The following is a 21,209-nucleotide window of genomic DNA, read 5'->3' on the forward strand; positions in this document are numbered from 1 at the left end:
TACTCAAATATATGATTGCGTTAAACTCCCGAGTTGGCCTGTGCGCCACAATTCCGCTTTCGGCTGTTGCGCCGTCCGTGGCGCAAACAGCCGCGCTCCGCCTCCATGCTCCGCTTAACGCTGGAATTGTGACCCCCAGACCTAATTTAGGGTGATCAAGCTTGTATGAATTATTTGAGCAGGGAATTTGAGAACGTTGTGCTAGTAATAAAAAGATGTGCTAAGCGCGTCCAGCTGGACTGCTGATGCGGAACGCATCGACGGCCATGGATAGCTTAATACCGTGATACCATGAACGCAAGCCATGGATGGTCTAATACATGCAGACTTACATAAACGACCTTATAATCAGTCTGTGGGCCACAGTTCCGCGACAAGCGGAGCATGGAGTGCGTAGCGCGGCATTTGCGCCATGGATGGCGCAATTCGCCGAAAAGCGGTATTGTGGCCCACAGACAAGCCCTAAAAATGCAATCAATCTGTGGCCCACAGACAGGCCCAGAAAATTGGACTAATCTGAGCCAACGAACTATCTCTAACAAATTAGTCAAGCTCCAGCCGGTACTTCCGCGAAAGCTTCAATACAACTAGCATCCCGCAGCTGAGCCAGAATATCGGATCCTCAAAGAAGCGTCCCTCAGCTTGAGAGCTGATAAATACGGTTGCAGCCCACAGCACATAGCCCGTGCCTGCAAAGTATTGGTTTTGCTCCTGAAACATACCAAGGTAATCATGTCCGAGGCTGAACAATTTGGCCAGCCTGTACAGGATCGCTGCCCAGATCGCTGTGAGTACGGCCAACCCCACGGCCCCCAGTTCCGAAGCAATCGTCAGAATGGTGGTGTGGGAGCGTATCGCTCCGCCGGGGATATTCATAAACTCAAAATAACTCTGTTTAAACACAGTCTCGAAAGTGCCAAGTCCGGTCCCAATCAGCGGATGGTCCTTGAATATTGCTATTGCAGCCTTCCAGAGGTATAAACGCTGCTCGCTCGAATATGCGAAACCCTTCGTTATCGTCAGCATCCTCTCCCAGATCTCCGGGCGCAGGAAGATCACAATCGCCCCGCAAAGGGCACCTAAACCAAGAACCCAGAGAACAGCCTTTTTGTTCGGCAAAAAGATCAAAGTAGCAATCAGAATTGCCAGAAGCGTCAGGAATCCACCGCGGGAACCGGTTAGTACTAATTCTGCCAGCAGGACGGCCAGACACGCCATATAAATCAGTCTATGGCTTCTTTCCCGGGTATAAATCTGCAGAACAAAATTCGACGCAATCCCGAGGATGATGTAACGTGCAAAAATATTGGGGTCGACAAAGGTAGCATTGACACGCAGCGTCTGCTCAATCAGCAATTTGTCTCCCTGCCAGATCAGGTTCCCCGTAATTCCTTCATAGAAACTGACCAGCGCAAGCAGGAGTGCCATGATATGTACGGCTTTGAAAGGCAGCAGGGCGCGTTCTTTATCCATCAAAAGTGCGGCAGAGATAAACACAGCAAATAAAATCAGCAGCCGGATGGTTTCAGTAACAGTGTTGCCAAAGTTGGCGGAGTATACAACACTTATCCCACCAAGAATGATAAAAGCCAATAAAACAAGCGTCAGTGGATCTTTTAGAACCGCTCTAAGCTTTTTGCGCATCTCCTCCGAAAAAAACACGCGGGAAAATGCCGCCAGGATCAGAACAATACTGGTAAGCCTGGTCAGGGAGACTTCTCCCAAAATTTTTTCCAAAAAGCCAAGGTTAGGATACCAGCTAATCGATATTTCCAGCGCGACTGCCACTGCCAGAGACGGCACGAGCCATAGCGGCTTTTTGACAGCCAGGTAACCAAGAAGTATGATGGTCAACACGAATACCGGCCACTGAAGCATGTTCGATTCCTCCCAGTTTTTATTTTCGAAGACCCTTTTGAATAACAAATCCACCGATCTTCCGGAAATCCCTGTCCAATATCACGAGCGCCAGGCAATAAATGATTCCAGCCATTACAGCAGATATCAGCGGATGAAAGCTGTTTGTCAACCAGGCGGTCCCTGCCATCAGTAAGGAAGCAAGCATGATTGATGGCAGCTGGCGCCAGATCCGAATCTTATAAACCCCTTTTCGGACCAACAGGTAGTATCCGCAAAAGATAAAGATCTCGACAATGATCAGCGCATACGCTGTACCGCTGATCCCGAACAGCGGATTCAGGACCATAATCAGAATAAACATCAGTACAAGCGCAGAACCCTGCACGATGGTTCTTTGCCACTGGTGGTTGGTTGTTGTCAGGACATCGCCGAGGGAAAAGCTCATGCATTCCAGTGCAAAGAACCAGGACACGATCATCAGGATCGGAATCGATTCATCGAATTTTCCGGCATACAGCCATGTTGTCAGCGGTCCTGCTAAAACAAAAATCAGAATGCTACCTGGGATCCCAATCCCGGAAAGCAACTTGAAGACCTTTTCAGTCGTATTACGATGACCGTCCTTATCCGTTTCCCCGAGCTGATACAGCACAGGATAAAGCGCGCTGGTCATTAGACTCGGCAGGAAGATCAGCATCAGGACAAGCTTGTACGCCGCGGAATAAATCCCTACCTCGACATTGCTGGCCGTCAGTGACAAAACCAGAATGCTGAGCTGAAAAAAGACGTTATAAAATATCCGGTGAATCCCAAACGGCAATCCGTTCCTGACCATCAGCATCAGGCTGCTCCGTTCAACGCGCGGCCTGATTTCCCTTCTGAGGGCAAAAAACAGGAGCACACTAATCAGTATATACGTAAACAAATGTGTAAACGTAATTGCGACGACCCCCATACCGGTAAAGATCACCGCAATGGTCAGTCCTCCGATCAGAAATGTGGTCAAAAACTGGAACGCTGCAGCCAGGTAGAGCTTCTGAACGGCTTGATAATAGTTATAGACCGACTGATTCAGCGCATTGAAAGATACAGCCACGCCCAAAACGACAACCATTTCTTTGGTCGACGTATTGTATCCGGCCGGGAACATAAAGATAACCATTAATAGAAAACACACAATGGAGATTACGGTCTTGACAAACAGCGTGTTGCCGAAATACCGCGGCAATTCGGCCAGGTTCCTCGAACAATCCTGCACCATGAGCTGGCTGATTCCAAGCTCCGCAAACAGAATAAACGTTCCGACGAACGCGTACGCTGTGGAGTAATCTCCAAATGGTCCTGGGCCAAGGTAGCGGGTAACAAATATACCCACCACGGCGGCAATGGCCTTGGCAAGTACTCCTGATATTCCCAGGGCCGCAGCATTTTTAGCGATCAGGCGGGTATCCAAACTCTATCACTTCTTCTTTAGCTTTTCTTTATTAGACTTTAAGGCTTCTCTTGGAGGCTTCTATCTATTTCCATCTTTTCAGTATGTTCTTAAGCCTTAATTCTCAAATCTGCTGTAAATCTTAAGCAGTTTTTCCTCCATCTTGCCCCAGTTGTATTCTTGTCTGACAGCCTTGATGCCGTTATCACCCATTTCTTTGCAGAGTCGGGGATCAGCCAGCAGGATGCCGAGACCCTTGGCAATATCCTCAGGTCTGGTCGGATCAACAATGATCCCACTGTTGTAGCTGGTCAAAAAATGCTGGATCGGAGGAAGATTGCTGCCGACAACAGGGATGCCGCAGCTCATGTATTCAAACTGTTTAATCGGTATGTTCTTAAAATATTTGGGCAGCGGCAGCAGCGTAACAACGCCAACCCTGGACTTTCGGATATACTCCTGGACCTCGACATGGGGCACCCGTCCTGTGAAAAGGATATTTTTGCTCAGATCATTTTCTTCTATGTATTGGGTGACAAGTTCTTTGCCTTCAGCGTCGTTAAAAGGACCGACAAAAACCATCCGGATGTCCGGATACTTCTCCTTCAGCAGCTTGATAGCCTGGACGGTCATATATACGCCGCGCTCAAGGGTAATATCCCCCTGGTAAATGGCATCGTATTCCTTTTCCGGGAGCTCCGTTTCTTTTGACGAAGCGTCAGCTTCCGGCGGTATAAATTCCGTAAAATTATAGATCACATCAACTCTGGGATTCCTGCCCGCAAACCGGTCTTTGACCGCACCGTCAGCCGTGATGATCTGATCAAATTTTTTAGCATAATACAGTTCACTTTTATCGACCAAAAAAGTAGCCAAGGGCCTCAACATCCGCGGGATCTTCCTGGACATGCGCATCATGTCCGGGTAATGCTCGTGGACATCGTAAATTAGCTTGCACGCAGGCAGTGCTTTTTTAATCTTTAACACTTTGTAGATCAGTTCAAAGTCGTGGAAATGGCAGATATCCGGTTGAAGTTCGATCGCTTTGGCAACAACGGTATCCCCGAGCTTAAAGCGGCCGTAAAGAGACCCCGCTCTTGGCACGCCAATGATCCGGATTCCCTGTTCCAGATATTCAGTTCTCTCATCAGGAACGATCAGGGTAATGTCATTATATTTTTTCTTAAGAGACAAAGCTTGCTTGTAAAATATTCGGTTATCGAGAGCTGGATGGCCTGTTGTAAGAATGCATATTTTCAAACTTTCCTGCCTCCTATTAAACCTTGATAGACTCCGGCTGTTCGGGCCGCATTATTCGACCAGGTAAACCGGTCAAGCACCGTTTGCCTGCCTGCCTTACCGAGCCTTCGGCAATAAACAGGATCTCTGAGCAGTGAATCAAGTGCTCCGGTGAGATCTTCGACATTCCGGGGAGCGACAAGCAGACCGTTTTGGCCATGGATCAATGCATCTTCGATCCCTTCGCCGCGGACACCGATAACCGGTAACCCCTGGGCCATCGCTTCAATATAGACGACGCCAAAGCCTTCCTGCCAGCTTGGCAGACAGAAAATATCGGCCCCAGCCATCTCTTTCATCACTTCAGGGTGAGCAAGTTTCCCTAGGAAGACAACCTTATCCTTGAGTTTTAGACTTTCAGTCAGATCCTCCAGGGCTTTTCTCTCTTCCCCGTCCCCTGCAATAAAATATTTGAGTAAAGGATATTTTCCGGCCAGAGATGAAACCACCCGGAGATTCAGATCAATGCCCTTGGTTTTCTTCAGATTTGAAACACTCAGGATCCTGATTTCTTTTCGGGTATTACCGGAAATGCCGCTGCTATCAGTACTTAGAATATTTTCGCTACGATCTGTGCTGAGAATATCAGCGGAAAAACCGTGCCTATCTGAATGATGGCCGGGAAAAATATCCGGCGGCGGTACACAGTCATTCAGGTCGATACCATTATTGATAACCTCTGTCTTCGAGAAAAAAGCTTGGTCCCTAATGATGTTCTTCAGTTTGGAGCTGACTGTAATGATCCTATCCGTACCTTCCAGTACCTCAAACAGTCTCCGGCGGCATTTTTCATTTTTAGACATTGTCGACTGGAAATCCTGCCCGTGGATGGTAACCACAAGCGGCACACCATCGTCTTTCTTTAACAAGAATGCCGCATGGCCGTCAGGAAGGGCCACATGGGCATGAATCAGCTCAAATGGAAAATCCCTGCGAATCTGCGCGACCTGCCTGCGGATTCCCCGGTACATGAAATAGCCCGACTGCTCCAGGAAATATGAGCGCGGAAACTCGAGATAACGCGGATAGTATACTTCAACTCCGTCCACTACTTCGTGATCAGGTATCGAGGCATAGGCCCGCCATTTCGGCTGGAGTGTCGGCAGAGGCCAGGGCGCATAAGGCACAGGCGATACAACTTTAATCTTGCAGCCTTGATCCTGCAGCGCTTTAACCTGCTTATGAATGAAAATGCCGTAAGCCGGATTCTGAGATGAAGGATACATATGAGAGATCACTAATATCTTCACCGTTAAACCACCTTACTTGAGGGAACTGAGGGATCTTAAGGATGTATCGTTTATCCCCCTTTGCTCCGCAAACGAATTATAAGCCAGACCCATACAAATTGCAAAGAAAGTCATCAACTGAAGATTATAGAATATACCTGCCATGATGTTAAACACAAAGATGGACGGCAGCACTGCGGCATACGCAGCCATGAACTGCATCGGCTGGCTGAATACGAGCCCCCGTCCTGAGGCAGCAATCTTAGCGCGAAGGTTTCTGATACCAAGAATAAACGGGAGCAAAAAGAAGCTCAGATAGATCGCCAGTCCGAAAAAACCATACCTTCTGGCATACAACGCATACTCATTGTCTACCAGTGTTGTCATCACGTATTTCTGCGTACCCCAGCCAAAGACCGGAGAATCCCAAATGCTGCCGATTGCCTTTCCCCAGCGGTCGAGGTGGCCCTGGAAAGAAGTACTGTTGGAAAAGTCGAGTCCTTCCTGCAGCCTGTAGAAGAAATCACCTGAGGCTGTCAGGAAAAGAACTGCCGTCAACACAAACAGCGCCGCTATTTTAACCAGTACTTTTTTATTATGCCGGTGATAACTAAACGCCCAGATGCTTAAAATAAGGAAAAGCAACCCAATACAGACCAGGGCTGTCCGCGATATCGTCAGGAATTCCAGTTTGATCACAAAGCCGATCAAAATAAACAGCAGAACCGGAAATTTTTCGTGATCTTCACCGAAATAATAGCGAACGGTCAGATAAGCTAGCGTCATCACAGTAAATATCCCGAAGAAATTCGGGTTGTCAAAGGTACCCTGCACCCTGGCCGGATTGCCGACCAAAAGCAGCTGCCAATGCTGCTGGTCAAAATAGGGCGACAGCCAGGTATTCATATTCAGCACGTTGAAATGCTGTCCCCAGCCGAAAATAATCAGAAAAGCTAGGCCTCCGAGGAAAGCCTTGCCCAGGAAGTCAAATTCCTCTGTACGCAGATTGATGGATAAGGCCAGCGTTACGGCCAGATAATATTTGCAGAATGTCACCAGTTCCATGACATCCCGGAGACCGTAATAACCTGCTCCTTTGATGATCACGCCATAGATGTTGGAAATGGCGTAGGAGAATACGAGTAAAACAAAAATCAGCAGAATCCACTTATGTTCTTGTTTGCGTTTTAACAACTGCTGTTTTTCTTCGGGACTGAAGCGGAATCCTTTCGCTGCAAACAGCAGGATGTTCAGGCCAAAGACACCGAAGAGCAGCAGCTCGTCCAATCGAATATTTGGAAGAGAAGGATGAATAGGAAATGAAGGCAGGATCATTGCTGAAAGCATGGCCATTGCTAAAATAAAAAGCCTGGTTTCATTCCTTCTCGTAATGCCGTTATTCCAAAACATTGTGCCTCCTGTTAAATTGTACTCTTTTTGGGGCTGGTCTGTAAGCCACAATACCGCTTTTCGGCTGTTGTGCCATCCATGGCACAAACAGCCGCGCTGCGCACTCCATGCTCCGCTCACAGCGGAACTGTGGCTTACAGACTGATTATAAGTTTATTACGCTAAGTCTGCATGCCAGTTTTAGCTAGGTATTAAACAATCGTTGATAACATGTACGATTTCTTCCTGCTGCTGCGAGGTCAGTTCGGGATAACACGGGATCGCCAGTGCATGTTCGCTGGCCTTTTCGGCCTCAGGGAAATCACCGGCCTTATAGCCCAAATACGCGAAAGCTTTCTGCAGATGGAGCGGAAGCGGATAATAGACCGCTGAAGCAATGCCTGCTTCCTTCAATTTCTCCATGACTTTTTCTCTCTGCTGGACTCTCATGACATACAGATGGAACACCTGATAGGCTTCCGGGTCTCTGCCGGGAAGGATCAGTTTCTCCTGATCTGCCAACGGTTTAAGCAGGCTGTCGTAGAGTTCGGCTTTTTGCCTGCGGGCTTTGTTCCATTTATCCAGATACTGAAACTTGACGCGGAGAATAGCAGCCTGGATCTCGTCCAGCCTGCTGTTATAGCCAATCTCTTCATGGAAATATTTTGTCTTGGAACCATGGAAACGGAACAGTCTGACCTTTTCCGCAATTTCATCGCAGTTGGTCACCACCATGCCGCCATCACCATAGCCGCCGAGGTTCTTGGTCGGGAAAAAGCTAAACGTTCCAGCTGTTCCGCAAGCTCCGGCTCTTTTGCCCTTAAATTCGGCACCAATCGCCTGGGCTGCATCCTCTATAATCTTAAGCTCATATTTTTGGGCCAGGTCCATGACCTTATCCATATTGACCATCTGGCCAAAAATATGAACAGGAATAATCGCCTTTGTCCTGGAGGTAATTTTACTTTCCAATTGGTCAATATCCATATTCAGCGTGACCGGATCAATATCTACGAATACAGGTGTTGCCCCGAGACTCGCAACTGCCTCTGCCGAAGCAAAAAAAGTAAACGGCGTCGTGATGACTTCATCACCCTGTGCAATGCCGCAGGCTTTGAGAGCCAGTACAAGTGCATCCGTACCATTGGCAACAGCAACAGCGTGCTTTGTCCCGCAGTACGCTGCTGTTTTTTCCTCCATTGCTTTCACATTCGGTCCGAGAATGAAATGACAGGAGTCCAGAACCCCGAGTACCGCCTGATCAATCTCTTCTTTTATCGATAAGTACTGCGCCTTTAAATCCAAAAGTGGAATTGACACATGCATCCTCCCTTTCTGACGGCCCCGGATGGCCTAATGTCGAACAAAGATCCTATGAATACAAATTGTCTTGTTTAGAGTTCATCATACCGTGTTGTAAGCGTTGGATAGCGTTGGCACTTCGCTTATTCCATGGATGGCATGGAGCAACTGCAGACAATATATTTAGGGTACACCCTGCACGAGTTAATTTCAAGAATTAATATCATTGTTTATCCTGGTAGGTCTCGGTAATACATTAGCTAGATCAGCTCATCTTCCGGGACATCCCGGACGGCTTTGGCAGGAAATCCTTTGTAGACCTTCCCGGCAACTGTATCTTTTGTAATGAGCGAACCTGCCGCGACAAATGTCTCTTCCGCGACTTCGATGCCCGGAAGCAGGATTGCTCCTCCTCCGATCCGCGCTGCCCTGCGGATTACGGCTCCCTTGATATGTTTAAAACGTTTTTCGGTCCGCCCCATATAATTGTCATTCGTCGTTGTCACCATCGGCGCAATGAAGACATTTTCTTCAATCTCCATATATGCGGTAATGTAGGAGCCTGTCTGGATCTTCGTAAAAGATCCGATCCTGGTATTATTTTCGACAGCACTGCCGCTGCCGACAACGACTTTCTCACCAAGCGTGCAACGTTCCCGGACCAAGGCCCTGTCTCCGATAAAGACCCCGTCGCCGAGCTCTGTACCGGAGTAGATCACTGATGAGCAGCCAATGGTACACTTTTTGCCAACTTTAAGCGGCGGCAGGTTTTCCGTGTTTTTGACCGTACTGGTTGCTGCTGCGCGCGGCGGACGCCCTACGGCGGAATTGCTGCCGATAAACGTACCTTCTCCAATCACCGTCCCCGGATATACCACGGTATGATCCCCTGCGGTAACCCCGGCTTCCAAAACTGCCTGATTTCCCAAGGTGACATGGCATCCAAGTTTAACATCTTTACCAACCTTCACTCCATCCGCCAGTACACACCCCGGCTCCAGTATTGCCCCGTCTTCAATCACGACATTCTCCCCTATTACGCAAAAAGGAGCGATACTTACCTGTTTCCCAATCATAGCGCTAGCCGCGATAACCGCTCCGGAATGAATTTCAGCTGCCAAATCAAACCCTTCTTTCTATACAATTTAATTTATCAATATTCTAAGAACAAGCTATCACTAAGAATACTTAGCTTGCACCAAGCCTTAGTTTCCTTTAGATGTATTAATAAGTACTTATACTTTCTGATACAAATAAACGAGGATGTTTTGCCATAAACATCCTCACATGTAGTGACTTTCACCTTGATAAATAACATTTACATAGGGAAAGTTTCATTCCGTTCCCAGGATTCTACGATCCGGACTGCCTGATAATAGTCAAAGCCTTTGCCTAACAGGTAAGCAATAAGGGCTGTTTCCATAACACCGTGTCTAACATTCACAGTCCCCGCTTCTCTCATTCCATGCCTGACGGCAAGCTCGACCTGCATCATTGTCTGGTGATAATCCGGCATCATCGAATATGTTCCCGGTCCCGGTCCATCATAAGGAGGTCTCATTTTTCTGTCTCCTTTCCGGTTTTAGTGTACTATACAAATATGTACCAACCGGAAAGGAAGTGCATGGCTTTTTTTAATCTTCAATTAACGGAAGTTTAACCGGTACCCCGGTTTCCTGGCATTTATAGATGGATAAAATGATTTCAAGTGCCTTCCGTCCCTCTTCACCAGGAACTGCCGGAATCCCGCCGGTCCTGACTGCTTGGATCATATCCTCAATGATTTCCCGGTGGCCAAATCCGTACACGTCAGGCGGATCGGTCTCCTGGGCAGCGAATATCTGCTGTTTTTCAGCTTCGCTGCCTGGAAATTCCCATACTTCGACGCGGTTCACTGCAATCCCGCCGATCACAGCTGAGCCTGTTTCCCCAAAAACGTTCAGCGTTTCCTCGATATTCTTTGGATAAATCGTGGAAGCAGCCTCAATCAGCCCGATTGCGCCGTTCTTAAACTTCAGTACCGCTCCGGCGACATCTTCCATTTCAATATTTCTTAACGCGGTATGGGTATAGCCAAAAACGGATTCCACAGGACCAAACATCCATTGTAATAAATCAATGTTATGAATGGACTGATTCATCAGGACGCCGCCATCCTGCAGTTTGGTCCCTCTCCAAGGTGCCTGCAGATAATAGTCCATGCCCCGGTTCCAGCGGACTGTCGCCTGACCGTGTGTCAGTTTCCCAAAACGTCCTGCTTCCAAAGCGTTTTTCAGTAATTTAATTGATTTGTTAAAACGATTCTGGTGAATGACCGCCAGTTTGACGCCGTTCTCCCTGCAGGTCCGGATCAGCAGATCTGCTTCGCGGAGCGTCATAGACATGGGCTTCTCAACCATCACATGTTTGCCGGCCCTGGCCGCTGCAATCCCGATCTCCGCATGGCTTCCGCTCGGGGTTGCGATCGTGACAATATCGATATCTTCTCTCTTCAAAAGATCGTGATAATCCAGATACGGCTGCGCCTTGTACTTGCTGGCAAAATCTTCAGCCCTTTCCGGCACAATGTCACAGACAGCCGCCAACTCTGCGCCGGGGATAGCTATAATTGATTCCGTATGTTTCGGGGCAATTCTTCCGCATCCGATTACGCCAAATACTATTTTGTCTTCTGTCAAAAATTCCACTCTCCAATCATGGGGACAGGGCTTCTTTTACTTAGATCTTGAATATTTTTTCACGCATCTGCCGCACGTCTTTGGTCGCATTGCGCGTATCAACGACTAACGGCGCATATTGGACGATTTGTTCGTAGTCGATAGTACTGTGGTCAGTAATAATTAAGACGCAGTCAGCCTCCTGCAATACATCCGGGGTTAGCGCGATGCTTTCCAGATGCATGGTGCTGCCGCCATGTGGCTCAATGACCGGTACGTAGGGGTCATGGTAGCTTAAAACGGCGCCTTCCTTGCGCAGGAGTTCCATAATGATCAGGGCCGGTGATTCACGGACATCCTCAATATCCTTTTTATAGGCGACACCTACGACCAGGAGTTTGGCATCTTTAACGCTCTTATTCAGGGAATTTAAAGCCCGGTATACTTTATTGACGACATAAGAAGAGACTTCAACATTGATCTCGCCGGCCAGTTCAATAAAGCGGGTATGGAAGTCATACTCTCTGGCTTTCCAGGTAAGGTAGAACGGATCAATCGGAATGCAGTGGCCGCCAACACCCGGTCCCGGATAAAACGTATGGATACCAAAAGGTTTCGTTGAAGCAGCCTCGACGATCTCCCAAACATCAAGCCCCATCCGGTCGCATAACAGCATCATTTCATTTACGAGTGCGATATTGACTGCGCGGTAGGTATTTTCAAATACTTTGGTGAGTTCGGCTGCAGCCGGTGAGCTGACCGGTACGACATTCACAATGGTCTGTGCATATAAGGTATAAGCAATCTCCAGGCAGTAAGGCGTTACGCCGCCGACAACTTTGGAGGTGTTCTTCGTTGAAAAACGCTTGTTGCCGGGGTCAACTCTTTCCGGCGAGAAGGCCAGGAAAAAGTCTATCCCGACTTTAAGCCCCGACTGTTCCAGAATCGGCAGGATCACTTCCTGCGTGGTTCCAGGATATGTCGTGCTCTCAAGTGTGATAAGCTGCCCCTGACGAATGGTTTTTCCGACTTCCTCAGCGGAAGCTTTCATATAGGAAATATCCGGATCCCTGGTAATGGTCAGCGGTGTCGGTACACAAATGATCACCACATCACAGTCAGCAAGCTTGGCAAAATCAGTGGTTGCCTGAAGGATCTTTTTATCGACAAGTTCTTTAAGCTCCTCGTCCTTGACATCTCCGATATAATTTTCTCCGGCTGATACCATGGCAACTTTCTCGGCATTAATATCAAATCCGAGAACCGGGAAACCAACCTTACCTTTCTCAACTGCCAGTGGCAGGCCAACGTAACCAAGACCGATCACGCCGATCCGGGCGGTATGGTTTTCAATTTTCTTTTTAAGTTCCAGGGCAACAGGATGATTCTGCGTAATGACATTTTTAACTTCCAGCATAGAAGTTCCTCCTTATATCTGTGGTGCAAGCGTTCATGATGGTCAGGACTGCGCTGCCTGAGTATTAATGGTCTTCCCAAAGTCAGGAAGAAGCGTCCTGATGGAAGTGTTGATTTCCTCCCTGTCCATATAGCTGCCACGTTCGCGTATTTTCTGCACCAGTCCTTCAATCGCCTCATGATCAATATGGTTGGGCCTTGCTACGAAAATACGTTTATGTTTCGTTGCTGTCGTTCCTTCTTCCGAAGTCAGAATTTCTTCAAAAAGTTTCTCACCCGGTCTCACGCCGGTAAACTCAATCTGAATATCTTTACCCGGTTCAAAACCTGATAAACGGATAAGGTCCTTGGCCAGATCAACGATCTTCACAGGCTTGCCCATATCAAGAATAAAAATTTCTCCGCCTGAGGCCATCGCGCCGGCCTGAATGACCAGTTGGCTTGCTTCGGGGATAGTCATAAAGTAACGGGTCATCCTAGGATCCGTTACCGTTACCGGTCCCCCCGCCATAATCTGCTTTTTAAATGTCGGGATGACGCTTCCGCGGCTTCCGAGAACATTGCCGAAGCGAACGGCGACAAACTTGGTCTCAGATCTCTTGTCATAGTCCTGGATGACCATCTCGGCCATCCTTTTAGATGCACCCATGATACTGGTAGGGTTGACCGCCTTATCCGTGGAGATCAGTACAAACGTCCTGACTCCGTTTTTGTCGGCCGCTGCAGCCAGATTGCTCGTGCCCATAACATTATTTTTCAATGCTTCCTCAGGATTTACCTCCATCAGCGGCACATGCTTGTGCGCGGCTGCATGGAAAACCACGTAAGGCTTGTACTTTTCAAAAACAAGGTTAACCTTACCGGCGTCCTTAATATCAAAAATCTCCGTCACTATCGGGGAATTCTTCAGTTCCTGTTCAATATCAAAAATACAGTTTTCTCCGTGACCAGCCAGAATAAGCTTAGAGGGGAAAAACTTGACAATCTGCCTGCAAAGTTCCGATCCGATGGAGCCTCCGGCACCGGTCACCAGGACAACCTGGTTTTTCAGGTAGCCTGCCACCTCTTCCAGATCCACCGATACCTGTTCACGTCCCAGCAGGTCTTCGACCTGTACTTCCCTTAAAGAACTCACCGTAATCTTGCCGCTCAGGATGTCGTATACGCCGGGCATAATCTTTAAGACCGCCCGGGTCTCCTTGCATATTTCCACGATCTCCCTGACAGTCTCTCCATCGGCAGAAGGGATCGCGATGATAATCTCGTCAACAGCATAGTCCTCAACAATCCGCCGGATGTCGTCACGGGAACCCAACACCGGAAATCCTTGAACATGAAGATTAATTTTGCTTTTGCTGTCGTCAATAAAACCGACGGGTACACCTTCTTGAAAATCTCTTTTCTTGAGTTCCCGTAAAGCAAGAACGCCCGCGTCACCGGCTCCGATAATGAGCACTTTTCGCTGTGATCTGTTGGATACAGCAAAAATAGCATTCTCCTGGCGCATCCTCTGACTGAACCGCAGTCCGCCGATCAAAACAATCAACATCAGCCAGAAGTAAACGCTGACCGAATGCGGAAGTCTGAGCGGGGAAATAAAATAGACCACCATGACTGTAAGCGCCGCACCGACGGTTACAGCGTAGACAATAGAAAGAAGCTCTCTGACACTGGCATATCGCCAAATATTTTTATACAACCCAAAGAAGTGAAACACCACGATGAGCACAAAAGTTGATACGATCGCGGCATTCAAATAAGTACCCAAATATTTAACAAACTCCACCTGCAAATCAGCCTCTTCGGAAAGGCGCAGGTAGAAGCTTAAAAAAAGGGCAAGATTAATCAGTATAGCATCGGTAAGCATGAAAAATAGGGTGCGTTTGGGATGTGCCACGTTATCGGTTCCGACCTTTCAGGACGTAATTCGTTTTCACCGTTTATCAGTTTACTACAGTTTTCCTCATTTTACAATTCAAAGGGGGACAAAGATCCGTCTCCTTGTCCCCCCTCATGCTATATTTTAACCATCTGGTATTTGATCCGGATAATCGCATTGTCACTGATGACGGATTTACCTCCGAAAACCACCAGTTCCACGTCCGGAGAGATACTCTGAAAATATTTCTCGGTATCGGAACCGGCTGCAGGCCCTTCCGTCGGAATCAGCAACAGCGGCGTATCCATATTCGCAGCAAGCGCTGCTCCCGCTAAAGCATCCGGGAAACCCTCCCCGGTTGCCAGATAGATTTTTTGGGCATCGGGATACAGGGACTGCACGACTGTAAGCGAAGTATTGTAGCGGTTATTACCGGCAAAACGCCGGACTTTATCTGCGGAGAGACCTGCGATGCCGGTGATGCTGCCGGCGACCCCGGCAGATACCGCACCCTCCCCGCCGGCAATATATAATTCAGACGGTTTCAGGGTCTGTAGAAGTTCTGCGGTTGCCTGTGGCAGGCTGTCTTTTGCCGTCAGCAGCAGCGGATATCCTTTGGCCGCGGCAGCTGAAGCAATACCTAAAGCATCCGGGAAGTTTGATCCGGTCGCAACAGCAACTCCGCTGCCTTCAGGAAAATGGGACGCAATGAGCGCTGCGGTCTCATATCTGTCCTGACCCGCTATCCGCTCAAAATCTTCTGTCCAGGAAACAACTTCCTTCAGTCTGTTCTCCACCCCAGATGACAACGCAGTTTCACCGCCAAGAATAATCACTTTCAGTGGTTTCAGAACCGTTAAAGCGTTTTCCACCCGCTGGTCAAGCTGGTCCCTTGAAGTAAGAAGAATTGGCGCATGATTCTGTTTCGCCAGGGATACACCGGCCAAGGCGTCTGCGAAAGCATCGGATCTCGCGATTACGACCGTCTCACAACCGTAAGGCCACCCTTCATAAGCAATTTTTACAGCTGTGTCGATCCGGTCCATGCCGGAAATTCTTTTCACAGTTGAGAGCAGCAAATTGTTTTGACTTCTGGAAATCATGGGAAGGCCCAGAGTGTAACCAGCATAGTGAATCGGTTCGGGCGTCTTCCAGACAGAATTCTTTGATGGCAGTGTCCCCGCCGGCAGCAGCGACTTCGGCACCGGTGTGATACTAACAGGATCAGTCAGACTCTCATAATAATCGGTGGCAATCAGTTTTAGGATTTTATCCTGGTAGGCTACTCTGCCTGAAGCAGCCGCAGTATTCGGATTATTGACGGTAGACCAGCTGTTGTAGGCCCAAATCGCAAAATACCAGTTTTCCAGTTTTCCGGGGTCTCCGTCTCCGATCGTCGGTGTCATATTCCACTTGGATTTGAGGACTTCAGCCCCATAGGCAATATTATAGGCAATATCCGTTTTCAGGTGGTTAATCGTCTCTGAATCGGAAGGATCATATACCCCAATCTGCATAATGCCGAGGTAAGGCCTGCTGCCTGAGCCCCCCGTCACAACATTGCCCGAACTATTCCATTGACGCCAGCCTGATTCTTTGAACGCAATCGCTTTGAGGATCTCCGCAGGAACTTTCTCCTCCAGGGCCACCTGGTCAAAGATCTGGGATATCTCCTCGGGAGTAGGATTCTGGTTTGCTGCCTGAACAGGCAGCGGCCTGGCCGGAATCAGCAGCAAAATGCTGAAAAGCACGGTCAGGAATAACCGGATATATTTTTTCGAACGCATTAATTACCTCCTAATCAGAAACACAGAAACCGCCGCTCCTTACCATCCATGGCACCGGCAGCTCTTTGCCGTCCGTGGCAACGCTGCACTAGTCTATCCATGGACATCGCGGCATTAGACCAGTCAAATGCTTTATCATCCTGACGCATTCGACACCAGGCACATCGTATGCCATCTTCGTAGCCGTCACAAAACTTGAAAGAAGTTTAGAGTAAATAAATTCGTCTTAGAGACAAATTTTCCTTCCCCAAAATTTTTCCAAATCGCTGAAAGCCGCATAAACGCTCATAAACAAAATTCCGACAAGAAGTGCTGCTTGCCGGAAAAGGTCAATATTATTCCATTTAATGAATGATCTTGCTTGCAAACCCTTCTCATCAAATTGACTGGTTATGGACTGATTATTAACAGATTCTTGACTAATCTATCATTGATTTATGGATTGAATCACATCTGTCTAAGTAAATATTTTACGCGGGTAACCGTATATTCCGAAATGGAAGCTTCCGGGCCGATCACTTTAACATTTGTAGAAGAAGCCATCTTTTTTAGATAATTTTCTGTTGGCCCGTTTGTCGTGAATCCCTGCGGAGAAATCAACAATAGACAGGCATTCTTCGTTGCGGCCAGGGCGCCAGCGGCGAGAGGATCTGCAAAATCGAGTCCGGTAACCATATAAATCTCCTGCGTACTGGGAAAGAACGCTTCCGCAATCATCACCGAAGTCTCATAACGGTTGCTCCCGGCAAAACGCACAATATTCCCCGCAGACAATCCGGTTGTCTGCGTCAGGGCTGTCACTACTTCAGCGGTAATGACCTTTTCCCCGCCGCCAATATAGATCTTTCCCGGTGAACGTTTGCTTAAGTCCTGTCTGGTAACCTCAGGCAGGCTCCGGGTTGAAGTCAGCAGCAGAGGCATTTCGTTCGCAGCTGCAGCTGTGGCCAGGCTTAACGCATCCGGGAAATCCAGACCCGTAGCAATAGCCACGCTGGCATCTTTGGGGAAATCAGCGGCAATCAGTACCGCTGTCTGATAACGGTCCGCCCCGGCAATCCGGGAAACATCAGAGGTCCAGGTCAAAACGGCCTTGAGTCTAGTCTCAACTGATTTGCTGACAGCCTTCTCTCCACCCAGAATAATCACTTTTGCCGGCTTTAAGGTATTCAACACCTCAATGACACCTTGATCAAGTTGATCCGGGCTCGTAAGCAAAATCGGTGCGTTATATTTTTTAGCCAGAGGCACGCCGGCCAGAGCATCAGGAAATGCATCTGAACGGGTAAGAATGACGGTCTGGGCACCACTCGGCCATCCGTTCAAGGCAATTTGATTGACCGTGTCTATCCTGTTCTGACCTGAGATTCGGGTAGTTGTGCCAACTGTGCTGGAAGTTAAGTCTCCCAGGGTATACGGTTCAGGCGTATTCCAGATCTGACTGCTGCTCGGCCGCGTGCCAAGCGGCAAAAGTTCGGCGGGAACCGGCGTAATTTGGACAGGCGCGACCAAACCCGGAAAATATGCTGTCGCGGCTTTGCGAATGATCGCGTCCTGATAAGCTACCTCGCCTCTGGCAGCAGCATTATTCGGGTTGTTGTACGCTAACCAGCCATGATAGGCCCAAAGCGCAAAATACCAGTTTTCCAGCTTGTTGCGGTCCCCATCACCAATCTTCGGCACTATCTGCCATTTTTGATTCAGCAGATCCGCGCCGCGGGAAATATTATAGTCGATATCATATTTAAGCTTATTAACTTCTTCGGTATCTCCGGAATCATAACTTGTAATCTGCATGATTCCGAGGGCAGGATTCGAAGTTCCGTCGGTGCTGCCGGTTACCACTTCACCATTTTGATCGAACTGTCTCCAACCCGATTCACAATAGGCAATTGTTTTTAGCAGTACGCTCGGAATTCCCTTGCTTCTGGAAATCGTTTCAAGCTTCTGGGCAATGACTTCCAGGGCAGGATTTTGGTACGTCTGAATCTCTGCCCCAGATGCACCGGAACTATAGACCGGCAAAACCAACAATACGATCAACAGAACCGCAAGCGCCCTTGGCTTTCTTTTGAACATCTGTTTCTCTCCCTGTCTTAATCTTTTTGGAGACAAAATTTTTTTATCTCCTAGAATTCGCCATCGTTCAGTTAAATCCTGCAATACTCCGCCTGCTATATTGCCGTTTCGCCCGTAATCAGCCAGTTTTGACCAATTTTAATCAAGTTTGCCCTGACATGGACCTGATGTTCCTGCTCTTCCCCCAACGGGTACTGCTCGTCCAAGTCATAATCTCTGGCAGTGTAACAGTAAACGGCATTGACTGTTGCTGAGAATTTGTCGGCAGATTCGATTTGCACGTCATCAAAAATGATGTTGCTGACATCCAGTCCGATTCCTCTGGAAATAAACTCTTCTGCCTTCTGGATATGCTTTTCCATCAAGTCTCCAGTGTAAGCATTGGCGATCGCAGTTCTGAACGCAGTCATATCTTTGGCTTTCCAGGCATCAAAAAGCATTCCCAGCCCCTGCTTATACTGTGCAATAATTGCTTCCTGTTCTGCCTCAGTCAAGGCACTTGTACTTTCGTCAGTACTGTTATTTGTACCGTCATTTGTACCATCAGCTATACCATCAACAATGCTATTTCCTTCGGCAAACAGGTCCGGAAGAACATTCTGAACAGCATCACCGCTCTGAACGGTGCCTACTTTGGCTGCGTTGTCCTTTTCAGCCGGAGAATTTACTTCCGGGTTCAATGTCGTTGACCATAAAAAGTGTCCTCCTGCGCCGAGGCACACCCCCAGAACAAATACCAGTACTGTAATCAACCAAAATTTTTTACGCATAAAATCACAATCCCCTCAATAACGGATAGAATGGTAACTATTTCCATTCTATCCGTTCTGCGGGGATTTTAAACATACTTCAGCCTGTTTTTATTACAGGACTGTGGACCTATTCTTCCTTATCCAATCTCTTAAAGATCCAATAAGAATATCCAATTGGAACGATAAGCAGGACTGCAATGACAATCATCACTGTGACGGTCAGAAACTGGGAAGGCAGGAAGCTTGCCGCCATAAAGATCAGTCCGCCAATGACCCAGAGCGGTCCTGCCATCCGGTGCGTTTTGTACCAGACTTGCTCATTGGCCAGCGTCCATGGCGTCTTGATTCCGGCAAAGTAATTATGCTTTAGTTTGCCCATATAGTTCCCAATAATTACAAACAAGGCACCGACTCCCAATTGAATGAAGGAAGGAAAGCTGTTAAAATACCCGAGCGCCGTGCCCAGCGAGCCAAAATGAATCAACATAAAAAACAGCATTATGACAAGCACAATGATGGTATACGGTTTGCTCATCCGGCTATAGTTCTTTTTCTTAGGATCCACTTTCGGAAGGAAAACGAGCAGGATCAGCATAGCTGCCATCATCAGCGGAAACAGGAAAGCTCCCTGAAAAGCACTGCCCCAGCCGTCGATTTCTCCGGCTGCATTCCAGTGCACCGGAACTTTATCCGGGAGACGGGGATAAACGACCAAGCTAACCGCCAAACTTATGAGAACCATCAGACTGCCAAAAATAAGCATTCTGCGCATCCATAATTCTTTATTCTCCGACATTGCACCAGCACCCTTTCTTATGATTCATCTTTTCTGGAAAACAAATCAAACATCATCCGCATGACTTCTTCAAACACAGAGGTATCCAATGCATAGACGATGGTCTGCCCTTTTCTTTCATCTGTAACCAGCCCGGCCTGCTTCAAAATATTTAAATGATGGGAGATGCTTGGTTTGGAGATCTTGAATTGATCTGCAATTTCCCCTGCCGTCATATTTCGTTCTTTCAAAAAGCGGATCATTTCTCTTCGGGTCGGATCAGCCAAAGCTTTAAACGTATCATTATACGGCGACATTTGTGATCCACTTCCTTAATTTTAATAGATATTTAGATATTTAGATATTTAGACAATTATCTAAGTATTTATTATTGTACATGATTTGTTAGAATTGTCAACGTTTAAAGATCAAAAAAGTTATCCTAATCTCATGGAGGTTTGAGACAGGATAACTTTTTTAGAAGCTCTTCAAATGTTGTTTCAGGCACCTATCAATGCATTAGGAATGCTATTCAGAACGTTTCGTGGCAAAAGGAGTTGCCCCGTAAACCTTGGAACTCATATCATCCCGCAGCAGATGCGCGTCCAAATCATGAATCTCGAGATGGAATTGTTCAATTCTTACTTTGTCCTTACTGTCAAAGGCATCGATCCCTCTGTTCAGAAGATTTCTGAGATACACATCAAAGGTTGACGCCTGACTGGAATTGACCTCATTTTCCATTTGCTTTTCCCATAAGGTCTTATGGAAAACAATGTACTTCTTAATATCCTGTTCGTTCATCTGAGGCCCTGCTGTGACACCGTACAGATAACCATCCGTGTACTGGTGGATGTTCCAGGCGGCTCCGAAGGCAAGAGTCCTGGATGCATCGCTTAGCGCTCCCTCGCCAAAATACTCCTCAAGCGAAGGCGCAATATTCAAAAGACTCAGATCCGGTTCCCTGTACTTTTTGACTTCATTCGTGCTGCTGGCAGAATTGTCTGTGCCGTCAGCCTGATTGGGTGCTGTAACGGTATCTCCTGTAGTACTTTCTGCAGCCGGTGTTCCCCCGGTATTGGCTGAAACCGTACTGTCTTCACCCTGAGCAGTGGTCTGATCAGCATCCGTCTCTCCACCGGCATAATTGACCGGCGGCGTCTGGATAACCACTTGGTCCTCTGGTCCAACTACCTGGCCACGGAATACTTTCCAGGCAGTGGGCCCATAAATTCCGCCAATAATGATTACCCCCGCCAGAACAACAGCCCCTGCAAGAGTTAGGATGCTTTTGCGGCTGAAATTCATCCTTTTTCCTCCTTACTATAGGTATTTTCTGTATAATATTACCAATAG

17 protein-coding genes are annotated in these 21,209 nt (G+C 47.8%); all 17 read right to left on the reverse strand.

Features of this window, described 5'->3' with window-relative positions; genetic code table 11:
* Positions 1-543: 543 nt before the first annotated feature.
* The 17 genes from DHBDCA_RS13185 to DHBDCA_RS13265 all read right to left on the reverse strand — a co-directional run bounded on the left by DHBDCA_RS13185 (position 544) and on the right by DHBDCA_RS13265 (position 21,161).
* On the reverse strand, positions 544-1,878 hold the full coding sequence (locus tag DHBDCA_RS13185; protein ID WP_015044718.1) for an O-antigen ligase family protein: 1,335 nt from the start codon (positions 1,876-1,878) through the stop codon (positions 544-546).
* A gap of 19 nt (positions 1,879-1,897) precedes the next feature.
* The gene (locus DHBDCA_RS13190; RefSeq protein ID WP_015044719.1) at positions 1,898-3,313 is read right to left on the reverse strand and encodes a flippase; all 1,416 of its coding nucleotides are present in this window, start codon (positions 3,311-3,313) and stop codon (positions 1,898-1,900) included.
* A 96-nt stretch (positions 3,314-3,409) separates the two neighbouring features.
* A complete protein-coding gene (locus DHBDCA_RS13195) occupies positions 3,410-4,552 on the reverse strand; it encodes a glycosyltransferase family 4 protein (RefSeq protein ID WP_015044720.1) in 1,143 nt (380 codons plus the stop codon).
* Positions 4,549-5,841 (reverse strand): glycosyltransferase family 4 protein, encoded by a 1,293-nt coding sequence (locus DHBDCA_RS13200; protein WP_015044721.1) that lies wholly within the window; start codon positions 5,839-5,841, stop codon positions 4,549-4,551. Before DHBDCA_RS13200 ends, DHBDCA_RS13195 begins: the two co-directional genes overlap by 4 nt.
* A 12-nt stretch (positions 5,842-5,853) precedes the next feature.
* Positions 5,854-7,230, reverse strand: a complete 1,377-nt coding sequence (locus DHBDCA_RS13205; protein WP_015044722.1) for an O-antigen ligase family protein — start codon at positions 7,228-7,230, stop codon at positions 5,854-5,856.
* Positions 7,231-7,410: 180 nt separating this feature from the next.
* On the reverse strand, positions 7,411-8,529 hold the full coding sequence (locus DHBDCA_RS13210; RefSeq protein WP_015044723.1) for a DegT/DnrJ/EryC1/StrS family aminotransferase: 1,119 nt from the start codon (positions 8,527-8,529) through the stop codon (positions 7,411-7,413).
* 242 nt (positions 8,530-8,771) lie between these two features.
* A complete protein-coding gene (locus tag DHBDCA_RS13215) occupies positions 8,772-9,632 on the reverse strand; it encodes an N-acetyltransferase (RefSeq protein WP_015045398.1) in 861 nt (286 codons plus the stop codon).
* Positions 9,633-9,829: 197 nt separating this feature from the next.
* Entirely contained in the window at positions 9,830-10,072 is a 243-nt protein-coding gene (locus tag DHBDCA_RS13220; RefSeq protein ID WP_015044725.1) for a hypothetical protein, read from the reverse strand.
* A 73-nt stretch (positions 10,073-10,145) separates the two neighbouring features.
* Positions 10,146-11,189 (reverse strand): Gfo/Idh/MocA family protein, encoded by a 1,044-nt coding sequence (locus DHBDCA_RS13225; protein ID WP_015044726.1) that lies wholly within the window; start codon positions 11,187-11,189, stop codon positions 10,146-10,148.
* 40 nt (positions 11,190-11,229) lie between these two features.
* Complete coding sequence (locus tag DHBDCA_RS13230; RefSeq protein ID WP_015044727.1) at positions 11,230-12,585, reverse strand: nucleotide sugar dehydrogenase; 1,356 nt, start codon at positions 12,583-12,585, stop codon at positions 11,230-11,232.
* 42 nt (positions 12,586-12,627) lie between these two features.
* The gene (locus DHBDCA_RS13235) at positions 12,628-14,481 is read right to left on the reverse strand and encodes a polysaccharide biosynthesis protein (protein WP_015044728.1); all 1,854 of its coding nucleotides are present in this window, start codon (positions 14,479-14,481) and stop codon (positions 12,628-12,630) included.
* 119 nt (positions 14,482-14,600) lie between these two features.
* Entirely contained in the window at positions 14,601-16,250 is a 1,650-nt protein-coding gene (locus tag DHBDCA_RS13240; RefSeq protein ID WP_015044729.1) for a cell wall-binding repeat-containing protein, read from the reverse strand.
* Positions 16,251-16,697: 447 nt separating this feature from the next.
* Entirely contained in the window at positions 16,698-18,326 is a 1,629-nt protein-coding gene (locus tag DHBDCA_RS13245; RefSeq protein ID WP_041225824.1) for a cell wall-binding repeat-containing protein, read from the reverse strand.
* Between the two features lie 95 nt (positions 18,327-18,421).
* On the reverse strand, positions 18,422-19,096 hold the full coding sequence (locus DHBDCA_RS13250; RefSeq protein WP_015044733.1) for a hypothetical protein: 675 nt from the start codon (positions 19,094-19,096) through the stop codon (positions 18,422-18,424).
* A gap of 109 nt (positions 19,097-19,205) precedes the next feature.
* Positions 19,206-19,874: an SdpI family protein gene (locus DHBDCA_RS13255; RefSeq protein ID WP_015044734.1), complete on the reverse strand. Its 669-nt coding sequence runs from the start codon at positions 19,872-19,874 to the stop codon at positions 19,206-19,208.
* A gap of 17 nt (positions 19,875-19,891) precedes the next feature.
* The gene (locus tag DHBDCA_RS13260) at positions 19,892-20,170 is read right to left on the reverse strand and encodes an autorepressor SdpR family transcription factor (RefSeq protein ID WP_015044735.1); all 279 of its coding nucleotides are present in this window, start codon (positions 20,168-20,170) and stop codon (positions 19,892-19,894) included.
* A gap of 211 nt (positions 20,171-20,381) precedes the next feature.
* A complete protein-coding gene (locus tag DHBDCA_RS13265; RefSeq protein WP_015044736.1) occupies positions 20,382-21,161 on the reverse strand; it encodes a hypothetical protein in 780 nt (259 codons plus the stop codon).
* Positions 21,162-21,209: the final 48 nt, after the last annotated feature.

It is taken from the genome of Dehalobacter sp. DCA, assembly GCF_000305775.1.
Classification (GTDB): domain Bacteria; phylum Bacillota; class Desulfitobacteriia; order Desulfitobacteriales; family Syntrophobotulaceae; genus Dehalobacter; species Dehalobacter alkaniphilus.

What these genes read in the sequence shown, in the direction of transcription:
- DHBDCA_RS13185 (WP_015044718.1), bottom strand. Translation starts at nt 1,878, where the DNA reads ATGCTTCAGTGGCCGGTATTCGTGTTGACCATCATACTTCTTGGTTAC.
- DHBDCA_RS13205 (WP_015044722.1), bottom strand. Translation starts at nt 7,230, where the DNA reads ATGTTTTGGAATAACGGCATTACGAGAAGGAATGAAACCAGGCTTTTT.
- DHBDCA_RS13220 (WP_015044725.1), bottom strand. Translation starts at nt 10,072, where the DNA reads ATGAGACCTCCTTATGATGGACCGGGACCGGGAACATATTCGATGATG.
- DHBDCA_RS13230 (WP_015044727.1), bottom strand. Translation starts at nt 12,585, where the DNA reads ATGCTGGAAGTTAAAAATGTCATTACGCAGAATCATCCTGTTGCCCTG.
- DHBDCA_RS13240 (WP_015044729.1), bottom strand. Translation starts at nt 16,250, where the DNA reads ATGCGTTCGAAAAAATATATCCGGTTATTCCTGACCGTGCTTTTCAGC.
- DHBDCA_RS13245 (WP_041225824.1), bottom strand. Translation starts at nt 18,326, where the DNA reads ATGTTCAAAAGAAAGCCAAGGGCGCTTGCGGTTCTGTTGATCGTATTG.
- DHBDCA_RS13250 (WP_015044733.1), bottom strand. Translation starts at nt 19,096, where the DNA reads ATGCGTAAAAAATTTTGGTTGATTACAGTACTGGTATTTGTTCTGGGG.
- DHBDCA_RS13255 (WP_015044734.1), bottom strand. Translation starts at nt 19,874, where the DNA reads ATGTCGGAGAATAAAGAATTATGGATGCGCAGAATGCTTATTTTTGGC.
- DHBDCA_RS13260 (WP_015044735.1), bottom strand. Translation starts at nt 20,170, where the DNA reads ATGTCGCCGTATAATGATACGTTTAAAGCTTTGGCTGATCCGACCCGA.
- DHBDCA_RS13265 (WP_015044736.1), bottom strand. Translation starts at nt 21,161, where the DNA reads ATGAATTTCAGCCGCAAAAGCATCCTAACTCTTGCAGGGGCTGTTGTT.